This is a genomic window from Acidovorax sp. NN32, from assembly GCF_057597245.1.
Map to the genome: position 1 here is coordinate 4363180 of NZ_CP199679.1, position 22906 is coordinate 4386085.

General features: G+C 63.9%; 19 protein-coding genes and 1 tRNA gene. 18 read left to right on the plus strand and 2 right to left on the minus strand.

All coding sequences use genetic code 11. The features are described from left to right. Nucleotides 1-12: 12 nt before the first annotated feature. A complete protein-coding gene (locus tag ACT89O_RS20065) occupies nucleotides 13-882 on the minus strand; it encodes an MOSC domain-containing protein (protein ID WP_487260982.1) in 870 nt (289 codons plus the stop codon). A gap of 89 nt (nucleotides 883-971) precedes the next feature. On the opposite strand from ACT89O_RS20065, the gene ACT89O_RS20070 reads away from it, so the two are divergent. From ACT89O_RS20070 to ACT89O_RS20130, 13 genes are all read left to right on the plus strand, one after another. Further along, nucleotides 972-2105 (plus strand): FAD-dependent monooxygenase, encoded by a 1134-nt coding sequence (locus ACT89O_RS20070; RefSeq protein WP_487260983.1) that lies wholly within the window; start codon nucleotides 972-974, stop codon nucleotides 2103-2105. Nucleotides 2106-2158: 53 nt separating this feature from the next. Then, nucleotides 2159-2887 (plus strand): DsbC family protein, encoded by a 729-nt coding sequence (locus tag ACT89O_RS20075; RefSeq protein WP_487260984.1) that lies wholly within the window; start codon nucleotides 2159-2161, stop codon nucleotides 2885-2887. Nucleotides 2888-2965: 78 nt separating this feature from the next. Further along, complete coding sequence (locus ACT89O_RS20080; RefSeq protein ID WP_487260985.1) at nucleotides 2966-4768, plus strand: M61 family metallopeptidase; 1803 nt, start codon at nucleotides 2966-2968, stop codon at nucleotides 4766-4768. A gap of 115 nt (nucleotides 4769-4883) precedes the next feature. Continuing rightward, entirely contained in the window at nucleotides 4884-5663 is a 780-nt protein-coding gene (locus ACT89O_RS20085; protein ID WP_436131314.1) for an enoyl-CoA hydratase, read from the plus strand. Nucleotides 5664-5688: 25 nt separating this feature from the next. After that, a tRNA-Met gene (locus tag ACT89O_RS20090) sits at nucleotides 5689-5765 on the plus strand. 354 nt (nucleotides 5766-6119) lie between these two features. Continuing rightward, complete coding sequence (locus ACT89O_RS20095; RefSeq protein WP_487260986.1) at nucleotides 6120-6425, plus strand: hypothetical protein; 306 nt, start codon at nucleotides 6120-6122, stop codon at nucleotides 6423-6425. 106 nt (nucleotides 6426-6531) lie between these two features. Continuing rightward, nucleotides 6532-7875 carry a tRNA (N6-isopentenyl adenosine(37)-C2)-methylthiotransferase MiaB gene (gene miaB / locus ACT89O_RS20100; RefSeq protein ID WP_121505499.1) on the plus strand — a complete coding sequence of 448 codons (1344 nt, stop codon included), beginning with the start codon at nucleotides 6532-6534 and terminating at the stop codon, nucleotides 7873-7875. Between the two features lie 22 nt (nucleotides 7876-7897). Then, on the plus strand, nucleotides 7898-9361 hold the full coding sequence (locus ACT89O_RS20105) for a sensor histidine kinase (protein ID WP_487260987.1): 1464 nt from the start codon (nucleotides 7898-7900) through the stop codon (nucleotides 9359-9361). 25 nt (nucleotides 9362-9386) lie between these two features. Then, nucleotides 9387-10037, plus strand: coding sequence for a hypothetical protein (locus tag ACT89O_RS20110; protein ID WP_487260988.1), 651 nt, complete (start codon nucleotides 9387-9389; stop codon nucleotides 10035-10037). Nucleotides 10038-10067: 30 nt separating this feature from the next. After that, a complete protein-coding gene (locus ACT89O_RS20115; RefSeq protein WP_487260989.1) occupies nucleotides 10068-11483 on the plus strand; it encodes a sigma 54-interacting transcriptional regulator in 1416 nt (471 codons plus the stop codon). Nucleotides 11484-11664: 181 nt separating this feature from the next. Next, entirely contained in the window at nucleotides 11665-13236 is a 1572-nt protein-coding gene (locus ACT89O_RS20120) for a glucan biosynthesis protein G (RefSeq protein ID WP_487260990.1), read from the plus strand. Beyond that, a complete protein-coding gene (mdoH, locus tag ACT89O_RS20125; RefSeq protein ID WP_487260991.1) occupies nucleotides 13209-15218 on the plus strand; it encodes a glucans biosynthesis glucosyltransferase MdoH in 2010 nt (669 codons plus the stop codon). The genes ACT89O_RS20120 and mdoH overlap by 28 nt, the downstream gene beginning before the upstream one ends. Nucleotides 15219-15660: 442 nt before the next feature. After that, nucleotides 15661-16323, plus strand: a complete 663-nt coding sequence (locus ACT89O_RS20130; RefSeq protein WP_487260992.1) for a C13 family peptidase — start codon at nucleotides 15661-15663, stop codon at nucleotides 16321-16323. A 90-nt stretch (nucleotides 16324-16413) separates the two neighbouring features. Here the strand turns inward: ACT89O_RS20130 and ffh are convergent, their stop codons facing one another. Beyond that, complete coding sequence (gene ffh, locus ACT89O_RS20135) at nucleotides 16414-17793, minus strand: signal recognition particle protein (RefSeq protein WP_055395017.1); 1380 nt, start codon at nucleotides 17791-17793, stop codon at nucleotides 16414-16416. A gap of 69 nt (nucleotides 17794-17862) precedes the next feature. Between ffh and ACT89O_RS20140 the strand changes: the two genes are divergently transcribed. The 5 genes from ACT89O_RS20140 to ampD are packed head-to-tail and all read left to right on the plus strand — an operon-like array spanning nucleotide 17863 to nucleotide 22738. Continuing rightward, nucleotides 17863-18660: a cytochrome C assembly family protein gene (locus ACT89O_RS20140; protein ID WP_055395019.1), complete on the plus strand. Its 798-nt coding sequence runs from the start codon at nucleotides 17863-17865 to the stop codon at nucleotides 18658-18660. Continuing rightward, on the plus strand, nucleotides 18657-18884 hold the full coding sequence (locus ACT89O_RS20145; protein WP_121421116.1) for a PP0621 family protein: 228 nt from the start codon (nucleotides 18657-18659) through the stop codon (nucleotides 18882-18884). Before ACT89O_RS20140 ends, ACT89O_RS20145 begins: the two co-directional genes overlap by 4 nt. An 8-nt stretch (nucleotides 18885-18892) precedes the next feature. Further along, entirely contained in the window at nucleotides 18893-20596 is a 1704-nt protein-coding gene (locus tag ACT89O_RS20150) for a two-component system sensor histidine kinase NtrB (protein ID WP_487260993.1), read from the plus strand. A gap of 11 nt (nucleotides 20597-20607) precedes the next feature. Beyond that, nucleotides 20608-22125, plus strand: a complete 1518-nt coding sequence (locus tag ACT89O_RS20155; protein ID WP_487260994.1) for a sigma-54-dependent transcriptional regulator — start codon at nucleotides 20608-20610, stop codon at nucleotides 22123-22125. Further along, nucleotides 22109-22738, plus strand: coding sequence for a 1,6-anhydro-N-acetylmuramyl-L-alanine amidase AmpD (gene ampD / locus ACT89O_RS20160; RefSeq protein WP_487260995.1), 630 nt, complete (start codon nucleotides 22109-22111; stop codon nucleotides 22736-22738). The genes ACT89O_RS20155 and ampD overlap by 17 nt, the downstream gene beginning before the upstream one ends. Nucleotides 22739-22906 lie beyond the last annotated feature (168 nt).

Sequence of the window (22906 nt, forward strand, 5' to 3'; positions counted from 1 at the left end):
ATGTTCACACCGTCAGTCGAAGCGCAGATTGGCCGCCACCCGCTGACCCACGCGCAGCATCTGGCCCGCCCCCTGGCGCACGATGGCATTCATTCCGAACGTGATGGCGCCATCGAGCCGTTGGTCCTTCCGATAGGTCCGCAGGGTGTCCCCCACCGATGGGTTGCTTTCGGCTGTCGCGGGGTCGATGTCAGGAATGGGGCACCGCGAACAGGGTTTGACGGGCTGCAGGTGGATTTCACCCTCTTGCGCATCCACACGCACCAGATCCACTCGGTCCTCGTCGTGTGCGTCCACCCCGGCCAGGACCACATTGGGCCGAAACCGCTCGATCCCAGCGGCGGCATGGCCTGCAGCCTGAAGTCGCACGTTCAGCTCATCCATCGATGCCTGGCTGGCGAGCAACAACGGAAAACCATCGGCAAACTGGTTCGGCGCCTCGATACCGCCCGTCCACTCCATGCTGGACAAGCGGCGGTATTCCGGATCAAAACGGACAAGGCGGCAGGGCTGGCCGAGGAAGTCCGTAAACCACTGCGCCGCCACGGCGCCCATGTCCCAGGCGGGCACCGTGTCGCGCCACACGGTCACCGTGGCGGGCGCCTCGACCGCATCGATGGCCACATGCAAGGCCAGCATGCCAGGCGCACGCAGCACCATCTCATCGCCTTTGAGCTGCGGGCGAATCAGCGCCATGCGCGGCAGCGTGCGCTGGGTTACAAACATGCCCTCAGCGTCTACCACCATCCAGGCACGGTCCAGATCGAGCCCCGTATCGGTGAGCACGGCCTGCTGCACTTCAATGCCAGCACACGACTTGACGGGATAGACAAACAGGCGCGCGATGGTGCCCGACAGATCGGAATCAGGGTGGAAACTCACGCGAAGGTGCTCCTCAAAAATGACCGTTGGACAGCGAGCCCGATTTTGCACCGCGCCCAAGGGCCCAGGCCCGCTCCTACAATGCCGCCATGGCCCAAACCTTTGATATCTGTATTCGCGGCACCGGCATTGTGGGCAAGACGCTGGCACTGCTGCTGGCCCGCGAACGGCTGAAAGTGGCCCTGCTACCTGCACCCGGCCCGAAGGCCCCCGCAACCGCCGATGTGCGGGCCTATGCGCTGAACGCAGCATCGCGCAAACTGCTGGATTCGCTTCGCAGCTGGCCCGATGCAGAGCACGCCACAGCCGTGCGATCCATGCAGGTACAGGGAGACCGGGATGGCGCCGTGCATTTTGATGCGGCCACCCAAGGGGTGGAAGCCCTGGCCTGGATCGTTGACGTGCCCGCCCTGGAGGCCCGCCTCGCCGAAGCTCTGCGCTACCAGCCCCAGGTGGAAATGGTCGATGTCCCCGTGCCAGCGGCCCTGACCGTGGTGTGCGAGGGCCGCGCCAGCAGCACGCGCGAAGAGTTTGGTGTGGGTTTTCAGGTGACGCCGTATGGGCAACACGCCATCGCCACCCGATTGCAGTGTGAACGCGCCCACGAACAGGTAGCACGGCAATGGTTTTTGCCCGACGGCATTCTGGCTTTTTTGCCTTTGGGCGGGCCGCAGGGGAACTCCGTGGCGGTTGTCTGGTCCGTCTTGCAGGAACATGTCGCGCCGCTGATGGCCTTGTCCCCTGAAGAATTCGCGCAGAAGCTCCAGATGGCCAGCCGGGAATCCCTGGGGTCGCTGACGCTCAGTGCGGAACGAGCAGCCTGGCCCCTGCAGCTTGCAAAAGCAGACCGCTGGTGTGGCAGCTTGCCATCCACCGGAAAAAACCCGCGCAGCTGGGTGCTGGCTGGTGACGCGGCGCACAACGTGCATCCGCTCGCAGGCCAGGGGTTGAACCTGGGACTGGCAGACGCCCAAGCCCTGGCCAGCGCACTGCATGGGCGCGACTACTGGCGCAGTGTGGCTGATGTACGTTTGCTGCGGGGCTACGAGCGCGAGCGCAAGGCAGCCCTGCTGCCGATGGGATTGGCGACGGATGGCCTGCAACAACTCTTCTCCCGCCAGGAAGGGCCCCTGCAGGCGCTGCGCAACTGGGGAATGAAGGGCTTTGAACTGAGCGGCCCGCTGAAGCACTTCGTGGCCCGCCAGGCCATGGGAAATTACTGATCACACCGGTGGCCGCCCTCTGGGAGCCACCAGACCGTTTTAACGAGAACACCATGAAACTGATTCCCACCCTGCTCGCTGCCGCCGCACTGGCCTCCGGCATTGCCGCCACCGCACAAGAAGCGGACATCCGCAAGGCGCTCGCCGAACGCATTCCCCAAATGGACAAGATTGACGAGGTGCGCCCCACCCCCATGAAAGGCCTCTACGAGGTACGCATCGGGACGGACCTTTTCTACACGGACGCCAAGGGCAACTATGTGATCCAGGGTGAACTGATCGATACGAAAGTGCGCCGAAATCTGACCGAAGACCGCATTGCAAAGCTCACCGCCGTCGAGTTCTCGGCACTGCCCCTCAAAGACGCCTTCACCATTGTGCGCGGCGACGGGAAACGCAAGTTGGCCGTTTTTGAGGACCCCAACTGCGGCTACTGCAAGCGTTTTGAACGCGATCTGCAGAACGTGGACAACGTGACGGTGTACCTGTTCCTGTACCCCATCCTCAGCCCCGACTCTGCGGAAAAATCGCGCAACATCTGGTGCTCCAAAGACCAGGTGACGGCCTGGCAGGATCTCATGGTGCGGGACAAGCCTGTGCCTGCAGCGAGCTGCGATACCAGCGCCTTGCAGCGCAACCTGGCATTTGGCCGCAAGCACAAGATCACAGGAACGCCTACGCTGATTTTTGCCAACGGCGCCCGCGTGCCGGGAGCCATCGGCGCCAAGGAAGTGGAAAAGCGCCTGGCCGAGGCCAGCAGCGAAACCCCTGCCGCCAACTAATACGCGTTTTGCATGCGCGCAGGCCCCGCGCCCACGGGCCGCGCCATCTGACCACAAGGCCCGAACCTGCAGTTGCCCATGCCCTCAACCCGCAAGCCAGAATCCGCCGCCATTCACTACCTCGTTGAGCCAGCGGACCTGCACGGTCATCTGTTTCGCATTGCACTGACGATTCCCCACCCTTCGGCGCAGCAAGAGGTCTCGCTGCCGATCTGGATTCCGGGGAGCTATCTGGTGCGGGAGTTCTCCAAAAATCTGCAAGAGCTCAAAGCCCATCAGGGCACGCGGGAAGTGAAGCTCACGCAACTGGACAAGCATCGGTGGCAAGCTGAATGCAGCCCCAACAAGCCCCTTGTGCTGTCCTACGCCGTCTGCGCCTACGACACCTCGGTGCGCACGGCCTGGCTGGACGCATCGCGCGGGTTTTTCAACGGCACCAGCCTGTGCCTGCGCGTGCAGGGCCAGGAAACGCAGCGCCACACGCTCGATATTGCCAGCACGCCTGCTACGGCCACCTGGTCAGTGGCCACCGGCTTGTCCCCCGTCAAGACAGACAAGAAGGGTTTTGGTCTCTACGCTGCGGCGAACTACGACGAGCTGGTTGACTGCCCGGTGGAAATGGGCCTCTTCTGGACCGGCCGCTTCACGGCCTGCGGCGTTCCGCACCGCTTTGTGGTGGCTGGTGCAGCGCCCTCTTTTGACGGCAAGCGCCTGCTGGCAGATACCCAGAAGATTTGCGAGACCGCAATCCGTTTCTGGCATGGCGAAGGCAAGGCGCCTTTCAAGAGCTACCTGTTCATGCTCAACGCCGTGGGCGACGGCTACGGAGGGTTGGAGCACCGCAACTCCACCGCGCTCATCTGTGGCCGGCGCGACCTGCCACGGGTCGATGAGGCCCGCACTGGTGATGGATACACCACACTGCTGGGCCTGATCAGCCACGAGTACTTCCACGCGTGGAACGTCAAGCGGCTGCGCCCCGCCGATTTTGCCCAATACGACTACACCCGCGAAAACTACACGGAGCTGCTGTGGTTTTTCGAGGGCTTTACCAGTTACTACGACGATTTGCTGCTGCGCCGAGCAGGGTTGATTGACGATGCTGCGTACCTGAAGCTCATCACCAAAACCATCAACCAGGTGCTCCAGACACCAGGCAGGGCCGTGCAGACCGTAGCGCAAGCCAGCTTTGACGCCTGGGTCAAGTACTACCGCCAGGACGAAAACACCCCCAACGCGACGGTCAGCTACTACACCAAGGGCTCGCTGGTGGCCCTGTGCCTGGACCTGGCCCTGCGCCGCGAAGGCAAGACCAGCCTGGATGAGGTCATGCGCACGCTGTGGCTGCGGTGCCAGGGCGGCCAGATGTCGCAAGACGATTTGCTGGCAGTATTGAAAGAACTGTCCGATCGGCCCTTCGACACAGAAGTGGCGCGGTGGGTGCACAGCACCGCAGAACTGCCGCTGGCAGAGTTGCTGGAAGCCAACGGCGTTTTGCTCAAGGCGGAGACCCCCCAATGGGCGCAGCGGCTGGGGCTGCGGGTGGGAGAAAACCACAGCGTGCAAATCAAGACCGTGCTGCGAGGCGGCCCTGCGGAAAAGGCGGGCATGGCGGCTGGCGATGAGTGGCTGGGCATCGATGTGAAAGGCCAGGGGTGGCGCATCAGCAAGCTGGAGGACGTGGCGTTCTATGCTGGCACCGAGACATCCCTGACAGCGCTGGTGGCACGGGACGGCCGACTGCTGCGGTTGCCGCTCGAACTGTCGGCCCGCAGTGCGTCCACGCCCCCCAAAAAGACCTCCCGCACCACCGCCACGGTGCCAGACACGGTGAGCCTGTCGATTGCCAACGCTGCCGCCTTGGGGCGCTGGTTGAACTGAGCCAGGGACATGACACCGGAGCGGTACGGTGTTCTACCTACCAGTGCATAGGTTCGGGCATGCTTGGGTATATTCGTTCGTGCTTTCATAACTACCTATAAACCCAGGAGATTTCATGTCTTACGAAACTATCGAGGTTCGCATTGAGGCGGACAAGGTTGGTATCGTCACGCTCAACCGGCCCAAGCAGCTCAACGCGCTGAACGACCAGCTCATGGATGAGCTGGGCTCGGCACTGAAGGCCTTTGATGCGGACGAAAAAATCGGCTGCATCATCGTCACAGGCAGTGAAAAGGCGTTTGCCGCAGGCGCCGACATTGGCGCCATGGCGAAATACAGTTTCGCAGACACTTACAAGGGCGACTACATCACCCGCAACTGGGAAGCGATCCGCTCCATCCGCAAGCCCGTCATTGCCGCTGTCAGCGGTTTTGCGCTGGGCGGTGGCTGCGAGTTGGCCATGATGTGCGATTTCATCATCGCCGCTGAAAACGCCAAATTCGGCCAACCCGAAATCAAACTGGGCGTGATCCCCGGCGCAGGCGGTACGCAGCGTCTGCCGCGCGCAGTGGGCAAATCCAAGGCGATGGACATGGCCCTGACCGGTCGCATGATGGACGCGGTGGAAGCCGAACGTTCAGGCCTGGTCAGCCGCGTGGTGCCCTACGACAAGCTCATGGACGAAGCACTGGGTGCCGCCATCATCATTGCAGGCTTCTCCCAGATCGCCGTGATGGCGGCCAAGGAGTCGGTCAACCGCGCCTTCGAAGGCAGCCTGTCGGACGGTGTGATGTTCGAGCGCCGCCTCTTCCACGCCCTGTTCTCCACCCAGGACCAAAAGGAAGGTATGGACGCTTTCATGAACAAGCGCACCGCGAACTTCACACACCAATAATTTTTGTTCTATAATCTTGGACTGCGGTCGTATAGCTCAGTTGGTTAGAGCGCAGCATTCATAATGCTGATGTCGGTGGTTCAAGTCCACCTACGACCACCAAATCCAACCCACAGTGCCTGCGCACTGTGGGTTTTTTATTGGGCAGCCGCACCGCAAAAATCATAGCTGCCGACGCTTGGTACCATTGGTTTTCAATGGGAAATCGCTGGAAATCCTTTAAAACCAAGCGCGAGCAGCTATTATTTTTGAGAACTGCGGGATTGGCCCCGCTTTTAGAATCGCTGTTTCAGCCCCTGGATGTAAACCATGAACCGCTGCACCACGACTTCCTCTCCTGCTTTCTCCCTCACTTCGCCGACGGCACCCGCGCGAAAGCTCTTCGCGGCTGTGGCATGCGCCCTGCTCTGCGGCACCCTGCCGGTGTCCGCCCAGGTACAGCCCGGGCTTGGCGGGATGCGGACCTTTCCCGATGCGGCCCAGCGCGGCACCCTGACCCTCAACACGGCATCGGAGGCCACGCTCAATGGCCGCACCATCCGCCTGGCGCCTGGCATGCGCCTGCTAACCCCTCAGAACACGCTGGTCATGATGCACACGGTGCTGGGGCAGAGCTACAAGGTGAACTACGTGATCGAAAACAGCACCGGCATGCTGATCACCGCCTGGATCCTGACCCAGGGCGAAGCCGAGCAGCCCCGCAAGGGCAGCGACACGGTCGAGCGCAACTACCGCACCGAGTACGACGTCATCCGCAAGTGATGCGTTGACCCATCAGCCGCGCCCTGTGTCCCGGCGCGGCCCTTGAATATTTGCGGCGCGCTGCGGTGCTCCGCCCTTTTTCTTTCTGATTGCAAGAGAGCCTGCCATGGCCAAAAAAGTCTTCATCAAAACCTTCGGCTGCCAGATGAACGAGTACGACTCGGACAAGATGGCCGACGTGCTCCACGCTGCCCAGGGCTACGAGCCCACGCAGAACGTGGACGAAGCCGACCTCATCCTCTTCAACACCTGCTCGGTGCGCGAAAAGGCGCAAGAGAAAGTCTTCAGCGACCTGGGCCGCATCAAGCACCTGAAGGCACGCGGCGTGAAGATTGGCGTGGGTGGCTGCGTGGCCAGCCAGGAAGGCGCAGAGATCATCAAGCGCGCCCCCTATGTGGACGTGGTGTTTGGACCCCAAACCCTGCACCGCCTGCCCGAGATGCTGAACCAGCGCGAGCGCCTGGACAAGCCGCAAGTGGACATCAGCTTTCCTGAGATCGAGAAGTTCGACCACTTGCCGCCCGCGCGCGTGGAGGGCGCCTCGGCCTTTGTGTCGATCATGGAAGGCTGCAGCAAATACTGCAGCTACTGCGTGGTTCCCTACACCCGGGGCGAAGAGGTGAGCCGCCCGTTTGACGACGTGCTGGTGGAAGTGGCAGGGCTGGCCGACCAGGGCGTGAAGGAAATCACCCTTTTGGGCCAGAACGTGAACGCCTACCTGGGCAAGATGGGTGGCACGGCCGAGATTGCCGACTTTGCCCTGCTGCTCGAATACGTGTCCGACATCCCGGGCATCGAGCGCATCCGCTACACCACCAGCCACCCCAATGAGTTCACGCCCCGACTGATCGAGGCCTATGCCAAGCTGCCCAAGCTGGCCAGCCACTTGCACCTGCCTGTGCAGCACGGCAGCGACCGCATCCTGATGGCCATGAAGCGCGGCTACACCGCCATGGAATACAAGAGCACGGTGCGCAAGCTGCGCGCCATCCGACCTGACCTGGCCATGAGCAGCGACTTCATCGTGGGCTTCCCCGGCGAGACCGAAGACGACTTCAACAAGATGATGAAGTTGATTGACGACATCCACTTTGACAACAGCTTCAGCTTCATCTTCAGCCCCCGCCCCGGCACCCCAGCGGCTGGCCTGCACGACGACACGCCGCACGACGCAAAGCTGCGCCGCCTGCAGCACCTGCAAGGCGTCATCAACGCCAACATCAAGTCCATCAGCGAAAGCCGCGTGGGCACGGTACAGCGCATCCTGGTAGAAGGCGCTTCCAAGCGCGATACCACCGAGCTGATGGGCCGTACCGAATGCAACCGCGTGGTGAACTTTGTGGGTCAGTCACGCCTGGTAGGCCAGATGGTGGATGTCACCATCACCGAAGCCAAGGCCTACACGCTGCGCGGCGAAGTGCTCACCCGCGAGGCGGCAGTCGCAGCCTGACGCGCACCCGGCGCCCGTGGCAATGACGGCAGACACCCCGCCAAGCGCGGATCTTCGCAAGTCCGACGGCCCGCTGCACGGCCTCTCGTTCCAGCAGCTTTTGCTGTTGGCCTTCCTGCTCATAGCGGGACTGCTGGGGGTGAGCTCGTTGCGGGCGCTGTACACCCTGGAACAGCTCATGGTGCAAAGTCGGCTTGGTGCCGCCGAGGCCACCACGCTGAGCACAGCGGCCCAGGCATTGAACCAGCGCGGGCAGGCCCTGGAACGCGCGGCACGCCAGTCCCTGGTTCTGCGGGATGCGCCGCTGCGGCGCAGCTTCAACGAAATGTCCGTAGAGGCACAAGCCGTTCTCGACCAGTTGCACCAGGGCGGCCTTCCCGAAGACCAGGCCAGCCAGTGGCGTGAGCATCTTGACGCCGTGAAGGCACTGCTGGATGCACCGCCGGAACGGGCCCTGGAAAACGAGCAACGGGTAGCGGAAGAATTTGTCACGCTTGAAGCGCTGCATACCGCCATCGTGCAATCGGTCCAGGAGATCAATGCACAACGTAACCGCGCGCTGCTAGACCGGGTGGAAGCGAGCCGCCGCAACGTGACGCACCAGGTGGTAGGGGTGATCGTCCTGGCGCTCGTCCTGGCCCTGGCGCTGGGCATCTGGCTTGCCCGTCCTTTCAAGCGGCTGGAAGGCACGATTCGGCGGTTGGGCGAGAACCAGCTTGAAGCGCCCGTGGTGATCTCCGGCCCCGACGACGTACGCCGCGTGGGGCAGCAGCTGGAATGGCTGCGCCTGAGGCTGCTGGAACTGGATTCGGACAAGGCCCGCTTCCTGCGCCATGTCTCGCACGAACTCAAGACGCCGCTGGCCGCGATGCGCGAGGGCGTAGCGCTGCTGCAGGACGGTGTGACCGGTGAACTCAATGCCGGCCAGCGCGAAGTTACACAGATCCTTCACCACAACACATTGGTTTTGCAAGGGGAGATTGAAGCCTTGCTGCGCTTTAACGCTGCAGCCTTTGAGGCACGCCAGCTGCAGCGGCGCGACACCGATCTGCTCGCGCTGCTGGAAGCCCAGGTGGAGGCCCAGCGGCTGCAATGGCAGGCCCGGGGCCTGCGGGTGCTGGTGGAAGGATCCGCCATCTCTCTGCCCATTGACGCCGACAAAATCGCCTCGGCAATCAGCAACCTGCTGTCCAACGCCATTCGTTTTTCGCCCAAAGGGGGAACGGTGCGGCTATCCCTCTCGCGCCATGCAGGCTGCGTGCGCGTGGACGTTTCGGACCAGGGCCCCGGTGTGGCCCAGGCAGACCGTGACCGCGTGTTCGAACCTTTTTACCGTGGCATCCGCCAGCCGGACGACGCAGTGCGCGGCACCGGCATCGGGCTTTCCATCGTCCAAGAGTACATCGTCGCCCACGGCGGCCAAGTGCGGCTGGTGGAAGATGGCGTCCACACCTTTTTTCGCATGGAACTACCGCATGCTGCCTAGTTGTCTTCCCGTCCACCCCACCAACATGCGCGCCCTGGACTTTCCGGTATGGGTGATGTTGCTGGCTGCAGCCATCACCTTGGCCGGATGCAATGCGACGGCGCCCCAAGCGGTTGCGGCACCTGTTCCGCCCATGACCGCCCCCACGCCAACCCCGGTGGCTACGGAATCCCCCAGCCCCAACCCGGCCGCCGCCACCAGCGCTCCTTCGGATGCCACCCCGGTCCTGCAGGTGCTGGCTCAAACGGACCGTACCCTGCGCATGGCCCCTGCAGAGCTGGCCAAAGAGATTGCCCGCCTGGGCGAGGCGGAAGATGCCTCGGTGGAGACCCCCCTACTTCTGGCAACAGCATTGGCCCAGACGCGCCAGCCCGTCGATACGGCCCGTGCCCTGGGCTTGGTGCAGCGGATGATGAGCAACACCACGGCAGCGGCACAAGCCCTCCACCCCCTGGCGCGGCTGATGGAGTCGCGGCTTCTGCAGCAACGCAGGCTGGAAGACCAGCTGGAGCGGCAGGGCCAGCAACTGCGCGAGGTGCAGCGCCGCAACGACCAGCTCAACGAACGGCTGGAGGCCGTGCGCGCCATCGAACGCAGCCTGACCACGCGCCCGGCCCCGCTTCCTGCAGCCCCCGCCTCGCCCCCGGGCAGCAGCCCCCAGCGCCCCACGCCCTGATCGCTCAGGAAGGTGTCAAAGGAAACCGCCATGGCAGCCGCCCCCACCCCATCCCGCACAACGCCCCGCGCCCGCGTCCTTGTGGTGGACGACGATGCCGACATGCTGCGACTGCTGTCGCTGCGCTTGCAGGCCGCCGGATACGACGTGGTCGCCGTGGGCTCGGCCGAGGCGGCCTTGGCGCAGCTGGACATGGCACGCCCACAGCTCGTGCTGAGCGATGTGCGCCTACCTGGGCGTGATGGCCTCGCGCTGTTCGACGAAGTGCGTGCGCGACACCCTTCGCTGCCGGTGATCCTGCTCACTGCCCACGGCACCATTCCCGACGCGGTGGAAGCCACTTCGCGCGGGGTGTTCACCTACCTCACCAAGCCCTACGACGGCAAGGAACTGCTGGAAAAGATTGCCCAGGCACTGGCCCTGAGCGCCCCAGCTGTCACACATGCCCACGCCCATGAAGCATGGCGTGCCGACATCGTGAGCCGTTCCAACCGCATGACCGACCTGCTGGCCGAGGCCTACATGGTGGCCCAGTCGGACGCCAGTGTGCTGCTGCTGGGCGATAGCGGCTCGGGCAAGGAGTTGCTGGCCCAGGCCATCCACCGCGCCAGCCCGCGCGCGCGCCACCCCTTTGTGGCGGTCAACTGCGGCGCCATCCCCGAAGCCCTTCTCGAATCCGAACTGTTCGGCCACGTCAAAGGGGCCTTTACCGACGCAGTGAGCAACCACAAGGGGCTGTTCCAGGCGGCGGAAGGCGGCACCTTGTTGCTCGACGAGATTGGCGACATGCCGCCCGCCCTGCAGGTCAAGCTGCTGCGGGTGCTGCAAGAGCGCGCGGTGCGCCCCGTGGGTGCCAGCCAGTCGATTCCCATCGACGTGCGCATCATCTCGGCCACCCACCGCGACCTGGAATCCGCCATGGCCACGGCCCAGTTCCGCGAAGACCTTTACTACCGGCTCAATGTGGTCACGCTGGCGCTGCCCACCCTGGGAGACCGGCGCGAAGACATCGCACTGCTGGCCAACCACTTTCTCGACAAGCTGGCGCGCAAGTACGACAAGCGCCTGTCAGGCTTTGCACCCGAGGCGCTCAAGGCACTGACCCTGGCCGCCTGGCCTGGCAACGTGCGCCAGCTCTACAACGTCGTCGAACAGGTGTGTGCCCTGTCCACCACGCCCCTGGTGCCCCTGACGCTGGTGCAGCGCGCGCTGCGCACGCCATCTACCCAGGTGCTGAGCTTTGCCGAGGCCCGGCAAAGGTTTGAGCGCGAGTACCTGGTGGGCCTGCTCAAGATGACGGATGGCAATGTAGCCGACGCGGCGCGCCTGGCACAGCGCAACCGCACGGAGTTCTACCGGCTGCTGCAAAAGCACGCATTGACCCCCGGAAACTTCAAGAACGACGCTGTGGACAACGAAGACGTCGCTGATGAGCGACACGACTAGATCGTTGATTTGATTCAGTTTTTCTCTAGCGCCTTGCCACACTGTCGCCATTCGGCGACAAAAACACTGGATTCCCCCCTCAATCCACGGGTCGCACAACTGCTTACATGCAGTTAGTGGTTTAAGCCATTGATTTAAAACAGTTTTTTCAAGCTGGCACAGGGTTTGCCCTAGTCTCAGCATGCAAGCTGTTTTTTCTCACTGTTCACGCTTCACCGGCCGCCTCCCACAGGCCGCGATAGCGCTGGCCGCCACCCTGTTGGCAGGCGCCGCACAGGCCCAGAGCTTCGATTTCGACAGCGTCACCCGCATCGCCCGGGAACGGGCGGAGAAGCCCTATCGCGCATCCAGCGACAAGCTCCCCGCCGACCTCGCCAAACTCAACTACGACCAGGTGCGCGACATCCGCTGGCGCCCCGACCGTGCCCTGTGGCGCGCCGAAAAGCTGCCGTTCGAGGCCATGTTCTTCCACCTGGGCCTGTACCAGAAGGAGCCGGTGCTGATCAACGAGGTGACACCGCAGGGCGCGCGCCACATCGGCTACAGCCGCGCGGACTTCGACTACGGCAAGAACCAGGTGCGGCCTGAGGCCTGGGGCGACCTCGGCTTTGCGGGCTTTCGTCTGCACAACCACCTCAACTCCAGCGCCTACAAGGATGAGCTGGTGGTCTTCCAGGGCGCCAGCTACTTCCGCGCACTGGGCAAGGGTCAGCAATACGGCCTGTCAGCGCGCGGGCTGGCCATCGACACCGTGGGTGGCAGTGGCGAAGAGTTCCCACGCTTCACCGAGTTCTGGCTGGTGCAGCCGGATCCCTTGTCCACACAGGTCACCGTGTATGCGCTGCTGGATTCGCCCCGTGCCACCGGCGCCTACCGCTTCGACATCCAGCCGGGGACGCAGACCACCACCACCGTGCGCAGCCGCATTTTTGTGCGGCCCAGCACGGGCAGCAAGCCCATCGCCACGCTGGGCATTGCGCCCTTGACCAGCATGTTTTTCTTTGGCGAGAACCAGCCCCGCAAAGAAGACTTCCGGCCCGAGGTCCATGACTCCGACGGGCTGATGATTGCCACGGGCGAAGGCGAATGGCTCTGGCGTCCGCTGCAAAACCCCAAGCAGACGCTGGTCACATCGTTTGCCACCAAAAATCCCAAAGGCTTTGGCCTGATGCAGCGCGACCGCCAATGGTCGAACTATGAGGACGTGGAAGCCCGCTATGAGCGCCGCCCAAGTGCCTGGGTGCGCCCCCTGCACGACTGGGGCGCTGGCCGCGTCGAACTGGTGCAGCTCAACACCCCCGACGAAACGCACGACAACATCGTGGCGTATTGGGTGCCCGCCCAGATGCCCTCCCCCGGCCAGCCCCTGGAATTCGCCTACGAGCTGAGCTGGCAAGGCGATGAGCAACAGCGGCCGCCCGGGGCCTGGGCCACGCAATCGCGCCGGGGCGTGGGCTACACCAAAGAGACCGCTGCCGCCTTGCGCCAGCAGGTGCAGTACGTGGTCGATTTCGACGGCCCCGCCCTCAAGGCTTTGCCCGCTGACGCCACCGTGAAAGCCGTGGTGACCAGCGATGCCAACGGCAAGGTGCTGGAAAACATCGTCTACCGCAATCCCGCCACCGAGCAGTGGCGCATGACCGTTCGCGTACAGCGCCAAAAGGCCGATCGCCCGATCGAGCTGCGCGCTTTTCTTCAACACGACAACAACGCTGTGAGTGAAACATGGACGCACATCATTCTTCCCGAGTAAGCCCCCCGGTGCCCCATCACCCCCAACGCAGCACGCTGCGCGAGGAACGGCATCCCAATGCCGTCACCGCGCCGCCCGTCCACCGGGGTTCCATGGCACCCGTGCCCTGGCGCGGCTTCTGGAACAGCATGGGCACAGCCCTGCTTCTCAAGCTGACCGGTCGCACCGAAACCAGCCCTCCCGCATCGCCCGAAAACCGGCCAGCCCAGGAATGGGAGGGCGCTGCGCAGCGCCGCCGCTGGACCTTTGCGGTGCTGACGGTGCTGACCACGGCCCTGGCGAGTTTCCTGTTTGCCAGCGTGCAGCCTGAGTATGAGAACCCTTGGCTGGGCTATGGGCAGATCGCGCTGTTCGCCCTGCTGTCGGCCTGGGTGGTCACCGGCTTTCTCACCGGCTTGATGGGCTTTTGGGTCATGCTGCGCGGCGACAGGCATGCGCTGTCCGTGCGCAGTGTGGTGGAGCACGAACTGGCACCCGACGCGCGCACGGCCATCATCATGCCGATCTGCAACGAGGACGTGGCCACCGTGTTTGCGGGGTTGCGGGCAACGTGCGAGTCGGTGGCATCGACCGGCCACGGGGCCACCTTCGACGTGTTTGTGCTGTCCGACAGCTATGACCCCGCCATCGCCCAGGCTGAACGCGCCGCCTGGGAGGAACTGCGCAGCGCCCTGGCGCAGCACAGCCAGCAACCCCAGGTGCAGGTGTACTACCGCCTGCGCGCCCGCCGCACGCACCGCAAGGCCGGCAATGTGGCCGACTTCTGCCGCCGCTGGGGCAAGGACTACCGCTACATGGTGGTGCTGGACGCCGACAGCGTGATGAGCGGTGACTGCATCGTCTCGATGGCCAAGCTCATGGAAGCCAACCCCACGGCGGGCATCATCCAGACGGCAACCCAGGCCATCGGCCACGTCACGCTGCACGCCCGCGCGCAGCAGTTCGCCTCACGCGTCACCGGTCGCCTGTTCACGCTGGGCATGCAGTACTGGCAGCTGGGTGAATCCCACTACTGGGGCCACAACGCGATCATTCGCGTGGCACCCTTCATGGAACACTGCGCCCTCGCGCCCATCAAGGGCAATGGTGGCCTGGCGGGCGGCATCATGTCGCACGACTTTGTCGAAGCCGCGCTGATGCGCCGCGCTGGCTACCACGTGTGGCTGGTGTCGGACCTGATTGGCAGCTATGAACAGCAACCCCCCGACCTGCTGGCCGAACTGCAGCGCGACCGCCGCTGGTGCCAGGGCAACCTGCAAAACGCACGCTTGATGGCCGAGCCCGGCATCCACGCGGTGCACCGCTCGATGTTCATCACGGGCGCCATGGCCTACCTGTCGGCGCCGCTGTGGCTCGCCTTCCTGACACTGGGCACGGCGCTGTGGCTGTCGGGCGCCAAGCTCGTGGCCGACTGGCACATCCTGCCGGCCGAATTGCTGTCGCTGTGGGCCTGGACGCTGTGCATGCTGTTCCTGCCCCGCATCCTGGGTGTGGCCGCCGTGTTCATGCGCCGCGAGCAAAAGGAATACGGCGGTGCCGTCAGCCTGCTCAAGAGCGCCGCGCTGGAGAGTGTGCTGGCCATCCTGCAGGCCCCCATCCGCATGCTGGCGCATTCGCTGTTCGTGCTGATTGCGCTCACCGGCCTGAAGCTGGAATGGAAGTCGCCCCCGCGCGAAGCCCATGCCGTGCCCTGGCGCCACGCCGTGCGCCAGCTGGCACCCATGAGCCTGGTGATTGCCCTGCTGGCAGTGGGTGTCGCCGTGATCGATAGCAGCGCCCTGCTGTGGCTCATGCCTGTGGGCCTGCCCCTGGCGCTGGCCATACCGCTGGCCGTGTTCACCAGCCAGATCGCGTTGGGCAAGGCCATGCGCGCACAACGCCTGTTGCTGATCCCCGAGGAGTCCTGGTCACCGCCGGTACTGCGCCGAGCCTGGCTGCATGCAAGCCGGCTGGCACGGCCAGCGCCGCTGGCAGCGTTGTAGGCATGTGACAATTGCGCCACAAGCCACAAGCCGGTGCATGCACCGGCTTTTTTGCGACAGCTATTTTATTTATAGCAATAAAAAGTTTACCAATAAGCGCTAGCACCGAAAAACAGCAAATTAACCAGCAGCGGGGTGGCGCCCCCCGTTGTTGGGGCACCGTTACGATACGCATCCCTTCCAACCGGCCCCTGTGCGTGAAACCGATTCATCGCGGTTTCTGCGGTGAGCGGCCCTGTTATCGATGCAATCGTCTCTGTTTTTAACTGTCGCCCGCCGGCGGCTGTGCCATGCCAGCGCACTCGCCCTGGCCCTTGTCATCACCGGCTGCGCCGTGCCCACGGCACAGGCTCCTGTGGCAGCACCGGCCCCAGTCGCTGCCCCAGCGCCACCGGCTCCACCACCCGAGCCCCCTGGGCGCATCATTTTTGCGGGATTTGCGATGCATTCGCAATCCAAGGTTTTCCGCAACGACGTGCTTCTGGCCGAAAAGCTGGTCAAAGACATCGATCCGAATGCGCTGATGCTCAAGCTGGCCAACCCGGCACGCGATCAGAGCGCCGACTGGCCGCAGGCCACCCCCGAGAACTTCGCGCTGGTGATGTCCAAAATGGCCGAAGTGGCGCGCCCGCGAGATCGCGTTCTGCTGCTCATTTCGACCCACAGCAACCCCGGTCTGCTCAACATCAACGCGGGCGGCAAACACCTGCCGCCGCTCACCCCCCAAATCCTTAGCAATGCGCTGGCCCCGCTCAACGATGTGCCAACGCTGGTGGTGCTTTCCGCCTGCTACAGCGGCGCGCTCATCGAGCCCCTGAAAGCTCCGAACCGCGTGCTGCTCACAGCCACGGACGCCCGCCGCACCACTTTCAATTGCCAGTACAAAGGCGACCACACACCGTTTGCCGAAGCGCTGTTTGGCCAGGCGGGCGCAGAAAACCGTTCTGTGACCGACTGGATGGGCGAGGCGCAGAAATCCATCGCAGCGCAGGAAAGGCGCCGCAAGATCCCCGCATCCCAGCCGCGCATCTTTGTCGGTGACGAGGCCAAGGCCTGGGCGAATCAACCTCTCAAGAACTGGTTGCAAGCACCGAAAGCGCCATAAGCCGGCCGCCACAAGCCCGTCTCCCCCGAATGCAAAAAACCCTGAAGAAGCCGTGCCTCTTCACGGTTTTTGCATTTCAGCGCCGGGGGCTCAGAAAGGCATCTTGGGCATGCCGCCCCCGCCCATACCCTTCATCCCGCCCATCTTCTTCATCATCTTCATCAGGCCGCCGCCCTTCATCTTCTTCATCATGCCCTGCATCTGCTCAAACTCCTTGAGCAAGCGGTTGACCTCTTGCACATGCACACCCGCCCCATTGGCGATGCGCTTCTTGCGCGTAGCCTTGATGAGTTCGGGCTTGCGGCGCTCCAGCGGCGTCATGCTCTGGATGATGCCTTCCTTGCGCTTGATGTCCTTCTCGGCCTTGTCCATGTCCAAGGCTCCTGCCTTGGCGGTCAACTGAGACGGCAGCTTGTCCATCAGGCTGGAAAGCCCCCCCATCTGCTTCATCTGCTGGATCTGCGAGAGGAAGTCGTTCAGATCGAACCCATCGCCACTCTTGACCTTGGCCGCCAGCTTTTGTGCGGCCTCCATGTCCACCCCGGCCGTGACCTGCTCCACCAGGGCCACGATATCGCCCATGCCCAGAATGCGGCCCGCGTGGCGCTCGGCATCGAACACCTCCAGGCCGTCGAGCTTTTCAGACACGCCCGCAAACTTGATGGGCGCCCCCGTGATCTGGCGCACGGACAGCGCAGCACCGCCGCGCGAATCGCCGTCGAGCTTGGTGAGCACGATGCCGGTGAGCGGCAGCGCTTCCTTGAAGGCCTTGGCGGTGTTGATGGCATCCTGACCCTGCATGGCATCGACCACGAACAAGGTTTCGACCGGGTTCAGCGCGGCGTGCAGGTCCTTGATTTCCTTCATCAAAGCTTCGTCGATGGCCAGGCGACCCGCCGTATCGACCAGCAGCACGTCAAAGTAGTGCTTCTTGGCGTAGTCCAGTGCGGCGTGGGCGATGTCGAGCGGCTTCTGGTCGGGCGTGCTGGGAAACCATTCGGCACCGGCCTGCTTGGTCACCGTCTTGAGCTGCTCGATAGCGGCCGGGCGGTACACGTCGCCCGACACGGTCAGCACCTTCTTCTTGCGCTTTTCGATCAGGTGCTTGGCCAGCTTGGCCGTGGTGGTGGTCTTGCCCGCGCCTTGAAGACCAGCCATCAGGATCACGGCGGGCGGCTGGGCGGCCAGGTTGATGTCAGCCACGCCTTCGCCCATGGTGGCGGCCAGTTCACGATTGACGATGCTGACCAGCGTCTGACCGGGCTTGAGCGAGCCCAGCACTTCCTGGCCCAGGGCCTTCTCTTTGACACGGGCGATGAAATCGCGCACCACCGGCAGGGCCACATCGGCTTCGAGCAGGGCCATGCGCACCTCGCGCAGCATGTCCTGCACATTGGTTTCGGTGATGCGGGCCTGGCCACGCATCTCCTTGACGAGGCGCGTGAGTTTGTCGGTAAGGGCGGAGGCCATAGGGGAGATGTCCGGTGTTGCCTGCGCGCCAGGGTGCTGGCGGTGGGGCGAAAGGCTAAACTGCGATCCATGATTTTACCCAGTGCTTCCCCTGCCAGCTGGCTCCTGGCCCTGGCCGCTGCCGTGGCATACGCCGTTCCGGCTGCCGCATCCTCGCGGCTGGGCGCTACAGCGGCGCGCAATGCACTGCTGGTGGCCTGGTTGCTGCATGGCGCCGTGCTGGTATGGGGCCTGTGGGGCGATTCCCCCCGATTTGGTTTTGCACCCGCCTTGTCGATGACCGCCTGGCTGGTGCTGACGGTGTACGCGGTAGAGCGGCAGCTGTTTCCGCAGATGCAGTCACGCTGGATACTGGCAGCGCTGGGGGCGGTTGCCATTGTGCTGGCGATGCTCTTTCCGGGCCAGCCGCTGCATGTGACGGCTTCCGCCTGGCTGCCGCTGCACCTGGCGCTGGGCATTGCCTGCTACGGCTTGTTTGCCGCCGCCGTGGTGCACGCCTGGCTGATGACACGCGCAGAGCAACGCATCCGGCAGGCCGAAGATCCCCACAGCGGCATCCCCCTGCTCACGCTGGAGCGCCTGACCTTCCGGTTTGTGACGGCGGGCTTCATCCTGCTGACTGCCACGCTGCTGGCGGGCTGGCTGTTTGGTGACACGCTGTACGGCAGGGCCTGGCGGTGGGACCACAAGGCCGTGTTCTCGCTGCTGTCCTGGATCACGTTTGCCACGTTGCTGGTGGGCCGAGCACGCTTCGGGTGGCGGGGACGCAATGCCGTGCGCGTGCTCTACGCCGGATCAGCGCTGCTGTTGCTGGCCTATGTGGGCTCCCGCTTTGTCATGGAAGTCGTCCTGGGCCGCAGCGCATGAAATACCTGGTCTTGCTGGTGGTTCTGGCCATCGCCATCGGTATCTGGCGCAGCCGACGCGCGCCAGAGGCAAACGCTTCCAAAACGCCTGCACCTCCGCTGGCCCTCCCGCAGAACATGCTGGCCTGCGCCCACTGCGGCGTTCACATTCCGCAGGCAGACGCACTGATGGTGGGCGAACAAGCCTACTGCTGCACAGAACACCGGCGCCTGGGCCCGGTCTGAAACCGACCATGCCACCGCTGTCCGCAAGCACCTTTGCGTCCACCATGGATGCGCCGTTTGTGCGCCTGTGGCGCGGTTTTCTCACGGGCCGCGTCATGGTCGCGCTGGCCCTGCTGGTACTGCAAGGGGCCGGGCAGGCCATCAACCAGACCACCGAACCCGCCGTGCTGGCAGTGTGTGTGGCCTATCTGGTGGCCGCCGTCATGCTGCGCGTGCTCGCCAGGCACAGACCGCCATCACCCAAGACCGGCCCCCAATGGCTCCCCTCCATTGGTGTTGACCTTGCTGCGATTGCTGCCCTGCAACTGCTCAACGCAGGCGCCATGAACTACACCCCCCTGTTTGGCTTGCCCATCCTGATGGCAGCCGTGCTGGGAACGCTGACCTTGGCACTGGGCACCACAGCAGGCGTCACGCTGCTGCTGCTGGGCTGGGCCTGGTGGCTCGGCTCGGGCACTGCGGGTGACGATGCACCGCGCTACCTGCAAAGTGCGCTGACTGGCACAGGCTATTTCATCGTGAGCTATCTTGTGCACCAACTGGCAACACGCTTGGCGCGCGAGCAGGAAGTGGCGCAGCAAAGCCAGGTTGCTGCCCGCGTGCAGACGCAGGTCAGCGCACTGGTCATCCAGAACCTGACCGACGGGGTGTTGGTCGTGGACGAAAGCGATGTTGTGCGCATTGCAAACCCCGCAGGGCTGCAGTTGCTCGGGGGCACCTCGCTGCCCGAGCTGCCATTCATCCTGGCATCCGAGGCCCCCTGGAATCCGCTCGTGATCCTGGCTCGGCGCACCTTCCGCCAGGAACAGCCCCAGACCGCCGACGTAGACCTCCTGCACCCGGGACAAAGCCCCACCGGGCTGCATGTACGCACGTGGTTGACTTCGACGCGCGAGGCAGCGCGGCAGACGCAGACCGAGCGCCTGTGCGTGATGTTCCTGCACGACCTGCGCGAGATGGAGGCCCGCCTGCGCACGGAAAAGCTGGCGGCCATGGGCCGCATGTCCGCCGCCGTGGCCCATGAGATCCGCAACCCGCTGGCCGCCATCGTACAGGCCAATGCCTTGCTCGAAGAAGACCTGCACGACCCGGCACACAAGCGCCTGGCCCACATGGTGCAGCAGAACGCCGACCGCCTCGCGCGCATTGCCGAGGAGGTACTGGACATCGCCCGCGTGCAGCACCAGATCAGCCATGCGCCCGCGTCCACCTTGCCCCTGGACGAAACGGTGTCGCAAATATGGAATGACTGGCAGGCCCAGGACCCCGTGCAGCGCCGTGCGGTAGTGATGCTGGAAGCGGGCAATCCGCAGGTGGAATTCGACACCGAACACCTGCGCCGAGTGCTCGTGAACCTGCTGGACAATGCCCTGCGCTATGTGGGACAGGAGCCTGACTCCCTCACGGTGACCACCCGCACCTTGCCCTCCGGCCAGACCAGCCTGCAAGTCTGGAGCGACGGTGCCCCCATGGACAAGTCCGTGGAGCGTCACCTGTTCGAACCGTTTTTTTCCTCCGAAAGCCGCTCCAGCGGCCTGGGCCTCTATATTTGCCGCGAGTTGTGCCAGCGCCATGGAGCGTCCATCAGCTACCAGCGGCTGACCCGCACCACCTTGCGGGGCGAGGTGGGCGGCAACGCCTTTACCGTCGGCTTTCGCCGCACCACACGCCCTGCCGATGCTGCCACGCTGTTTGACACCATCGTGGTCTGAAACGCCCTGCCATGAACGCACCTACCGCTTCCATCCTCGTCGTGGACGACGAACCCGACCTGCGCACCTTGTACGAACTGACCTTGCTGCGCGAAGGCTACCGGGTGGAGACCGCATCCAGCGTCCAGGAGGCGCGCGAACAGCTCAAGGCCCACCGCTTTGACGCCGTCATCACCGACATGCGCCTGCCCGACGGTTTCGGCATGGAACTGCTGCAGGATCTGCGCGACCAGCAGCGCCGCGAGCGCTGCGTGGTCATGACAGCGTATGGCTCCGCCGAGAACGCCGTGGAAGCCCTGCGCTCTGGTGCCTTCGACTATCTAACCAAACCCGTGGATCTGAAGCAGTTCCGCTCGGTCGTCGCATCGGCCGTGCAAGGCACCGGGGGTGTCCCCGCGCCCCGGGCCGCACGCACCGGCGGCGTACAGGGTCGGCAGGGGGCGTTCAGCGCAGACCCCTTGGCGGCGGGCACCGCACTGGACCGGCTGGTGGGCACCTCAGAGGCCATTCGCAACGTCAAGCAGCGCGTGGCCAAGGTGGCACGAGGCATGGCGCCCGTGCTGATTCATGGGGAATCCGGCACGGGCAAGGAACTGGTTGCGCAAGCGCTGCATGCCAGCAGCCAGCGTGCCGATGGTCCCCTGGTTGCCGTGAACTGCGGCGCCATCCCAGAAAACCTGCTGGAGGCAGAATTTTTTGGTGCCCGGAAAGGCTCTTACACCGGCGCCACCCAGGATCGGGACGGCTACTTTCAGGCAGCCCGTGGCGGCACGCTGTTTCTGGACGAAATCGGTGACCTTCCCTTGGCCATGCAGTCCAAATTGCTGCGCGCCATCCAGGAGCGCAGCGTACGGCCTCTTGGCTCCACCCAGGAGGAGACGGTGGATGTGCGCATCGTGAGCGCCACACACCGCGACCTGGCCGCCGACGTGCAATCGGGCCGCTTCCGCCAGGATCTCTATTACCGGCTCAACGTGATCGAAATCGTGATCCCCCCGTTGCGCGAGCGGCGTGAAGATCTGCCTGTGCTGTGTGCCGCACTTCTGGCGCGCATCGCCCAGGAATCCGGCATGCCAGTGCCTTCTCTGACAGAGCATGCGCTCCAAGCCATTGCCGCACACCCCCTGACCGGCAACGTCCGCGAACTGGAAAACCTGTTGCACCGGGCCGTGGCACTCAGCGACGGAGACGAGCTGCATGTGGACTGGCCCTCTGGCACCCCCACCCCATTGGGGGCGCGGACGCTACCAGCCCCCACCCTCCCCAACCACACCGAGGCGCAGTCTGCCCACCAACCACCACAGCCTGCAACCAGCACGGGCTGCTCGGTCCCTCTGCCCAATGACCTTCAGGCCTGGCTGGACCAGCAGGAGCGGGACATTCTGATACGAGCCTTGCGCGAAGCGGGTTTCAACAGAACCGCCACCGCAGCCCGGCTGGGCATCAGCCTGCGTCAGATACGCTACCGCATCGCCCGGCTGAACATCGCCGTCCCCAATGACCAGGACCCGCATGACGAGATCGGCTGACGCGGCACCAGGCAGATCAACGCCTTGGGACGGTGGATGGCACCGTGCAGCGACCAGGCTGGAATCCCCCAACCATGGTGTGCGCCCTGCCCCGGCAAGCTCCTCCATCGACCTGATCGTGGTGCATTCCATCAGTTTGCCGCCAGGCACATATGGCGGGAATGCGGTGCAACAGCTATTCACCAACTCGCTGGACTGGGATGCACACCCCTACTACCAGAGCATCCGTGGTTTGGCCGTTTCGTCGCATTTCTTCATTGACCGCACCGGCGCCCTTTGGCAGTTTGTGGACTGTGATCTTCGGGCCTGGCATGCTGGCCAGTCGGCCTACCGTGGCCGCAGCCAGTGCAACGATGACTCGATTGGCATTGAACTGGAAGGCCTTGAAGGGCTTACGTTCGAACCGGCGCAGTACCAGACCCTGACAACGCTCTGCCAGGACATCGAACAGCGCTACCCCATTGAACACATCGCAGGGCATGAGCACATCGCGCCCGGGCGCAAGCAGGACCCAGGCTCCGGCTTCGATTGGGCGCAGGTACAAAAAGCACTGAACTGGCCCGTGCAACGTTTTCCGGCAGCCACCTGGCCTGACATTCAAGCCGCTCGCTGAGGGCGCTGTGGTTGCGCCACATTCAGCGACTTTTTTCTATGTGCATTTGCACATCGTCGCGTCCCCAGACACCACGCGGCCTCGCGCAGAAAATCCGCTCGAAACGCTTGTCTTTGCGAGGTTTTCGTCCTGCTTTTCCGCAGGGGCAACGGGTTCCGGCGGGGTCAG

Coding starts and splice junctions, on each gene's coding strand:
- ACT89O_RS20070 (WP_487260983.1), top strand. CDS start 972: ATGGCCCAAACCTTTGATATCTGTATTCGCGGCACCGGCATTGTGGGC.
- mdoH (WP_487260991.1), top strand. CDS start 13,209: ATGGACGCACATCATTCTTCCCGAGTAAGCCCCCCGGTGCCCCATCAC.
- ACT89O_RS20130 (WP_487260992.1), top strand. CDS start 15,661: ATGCATTCGCAATCCAAGGTTTTCCGCAACGACGTGCTTCTGGCCGAA.
- ACT89O_RS20145 (WP_121421116.1), top strand. CDS start 18,657: ATGAAATACCTGGTCTTGCTGGTGGTTCTGGCCATCGCCATCGGTATC.
- ACT89O_RS20155 (WP_487260994.1), top strand. CDS start 20,608: ATGAACGCACCTACCGCTTCCATCCTCGTCGTGGACGACGAACCCGAC.
- ACT89O_RS20150 (WP_487260993.1), top strand. CDS start 18,893: ATGCCACCGCTGTCCGCAAGCACCTTTGCGTCCACCATGGATGCGCCG.
- ACT89O_RS20110 (WP_487260988.1), top strand. CDS start 9,387: ATGCGCGCCCTGGACTTTCCGGTATGGGTGATGTTGCTGGCTGCAGCC.
- ACT89O_RS20115 (WP_487260989.1), top strand. CDS start 10,068: ATGGCAGCCGCCCCCACCCCATCCCGCACAACGCCCCGCGCCCGCGTC.
- ampD (WP_487260995.1), top strand. CDS start 22,109: ATGACGAGATCGGCTGACGCGGCACCAGGCAGATCAACGCCTTGGGAC.
- ACT89O_RS20075 (WP_487260984.1), top strand. CDS start 2,159: ATGAAACTGATTCCCACCCTGCTCGCTGCCGCCGCACTGGCCTCCGGC.
- ACT89O_RS20085 (WP_436131314.1), top strand. CDS start 4,884: ATGTCTTACGAAACTATCGAGGTTCGCATTGAGGCGGACAAGGTTGGT.
- ACT89O_RS20105 (WP_487260987.1), top strand. CDS start 7,898: ATGACGGCAGACACCCCGCCAAGCGCGGATCTTCGCAAGTCCGACGGC.
- ACT89O_RS20080 (WP_487260985.1), top strand. CDS start 2,966: ATGCCCTCAACCCGCAAGCCAGAATCCGCCGCCATTCACTACCTCGTT.
- ffh (WP_055395017.1), bottom strand. CDS start 17,793: ATGGCCTCCGCCCTTACCGACAAACTCACGCGCCTCGTCAAGGAGATG.
- ACT89O_RS20120 (WP_487260990.1), top strand. CDS start 11,665: ATGCAAGCTGTTTTTTCTCACTGTTCACGCTTCACCGGCCGCCTCCCA.
- miaB (WP_121505499.1), top strand. CDS start 6,532: ATGGCCAAAAAAGTCTTCATCAAAACCTTCGGCTGCCAGATGAACGAG.
- ACT89O_RS20140 (WP_055395019.1), top strand. CDS start 17,863: ATGATTTTACCCAGTGCTTCCCCTGCCAGCTGGCTCCTGGCCCTGGCC.
- ACT89O_RS20095 (WP_487260986.1), top strand. CDS start 6,120: ATGCGGACCTTTCCCGATGCGGCCCAGCGCGGCACCCTGACCCTCAAC.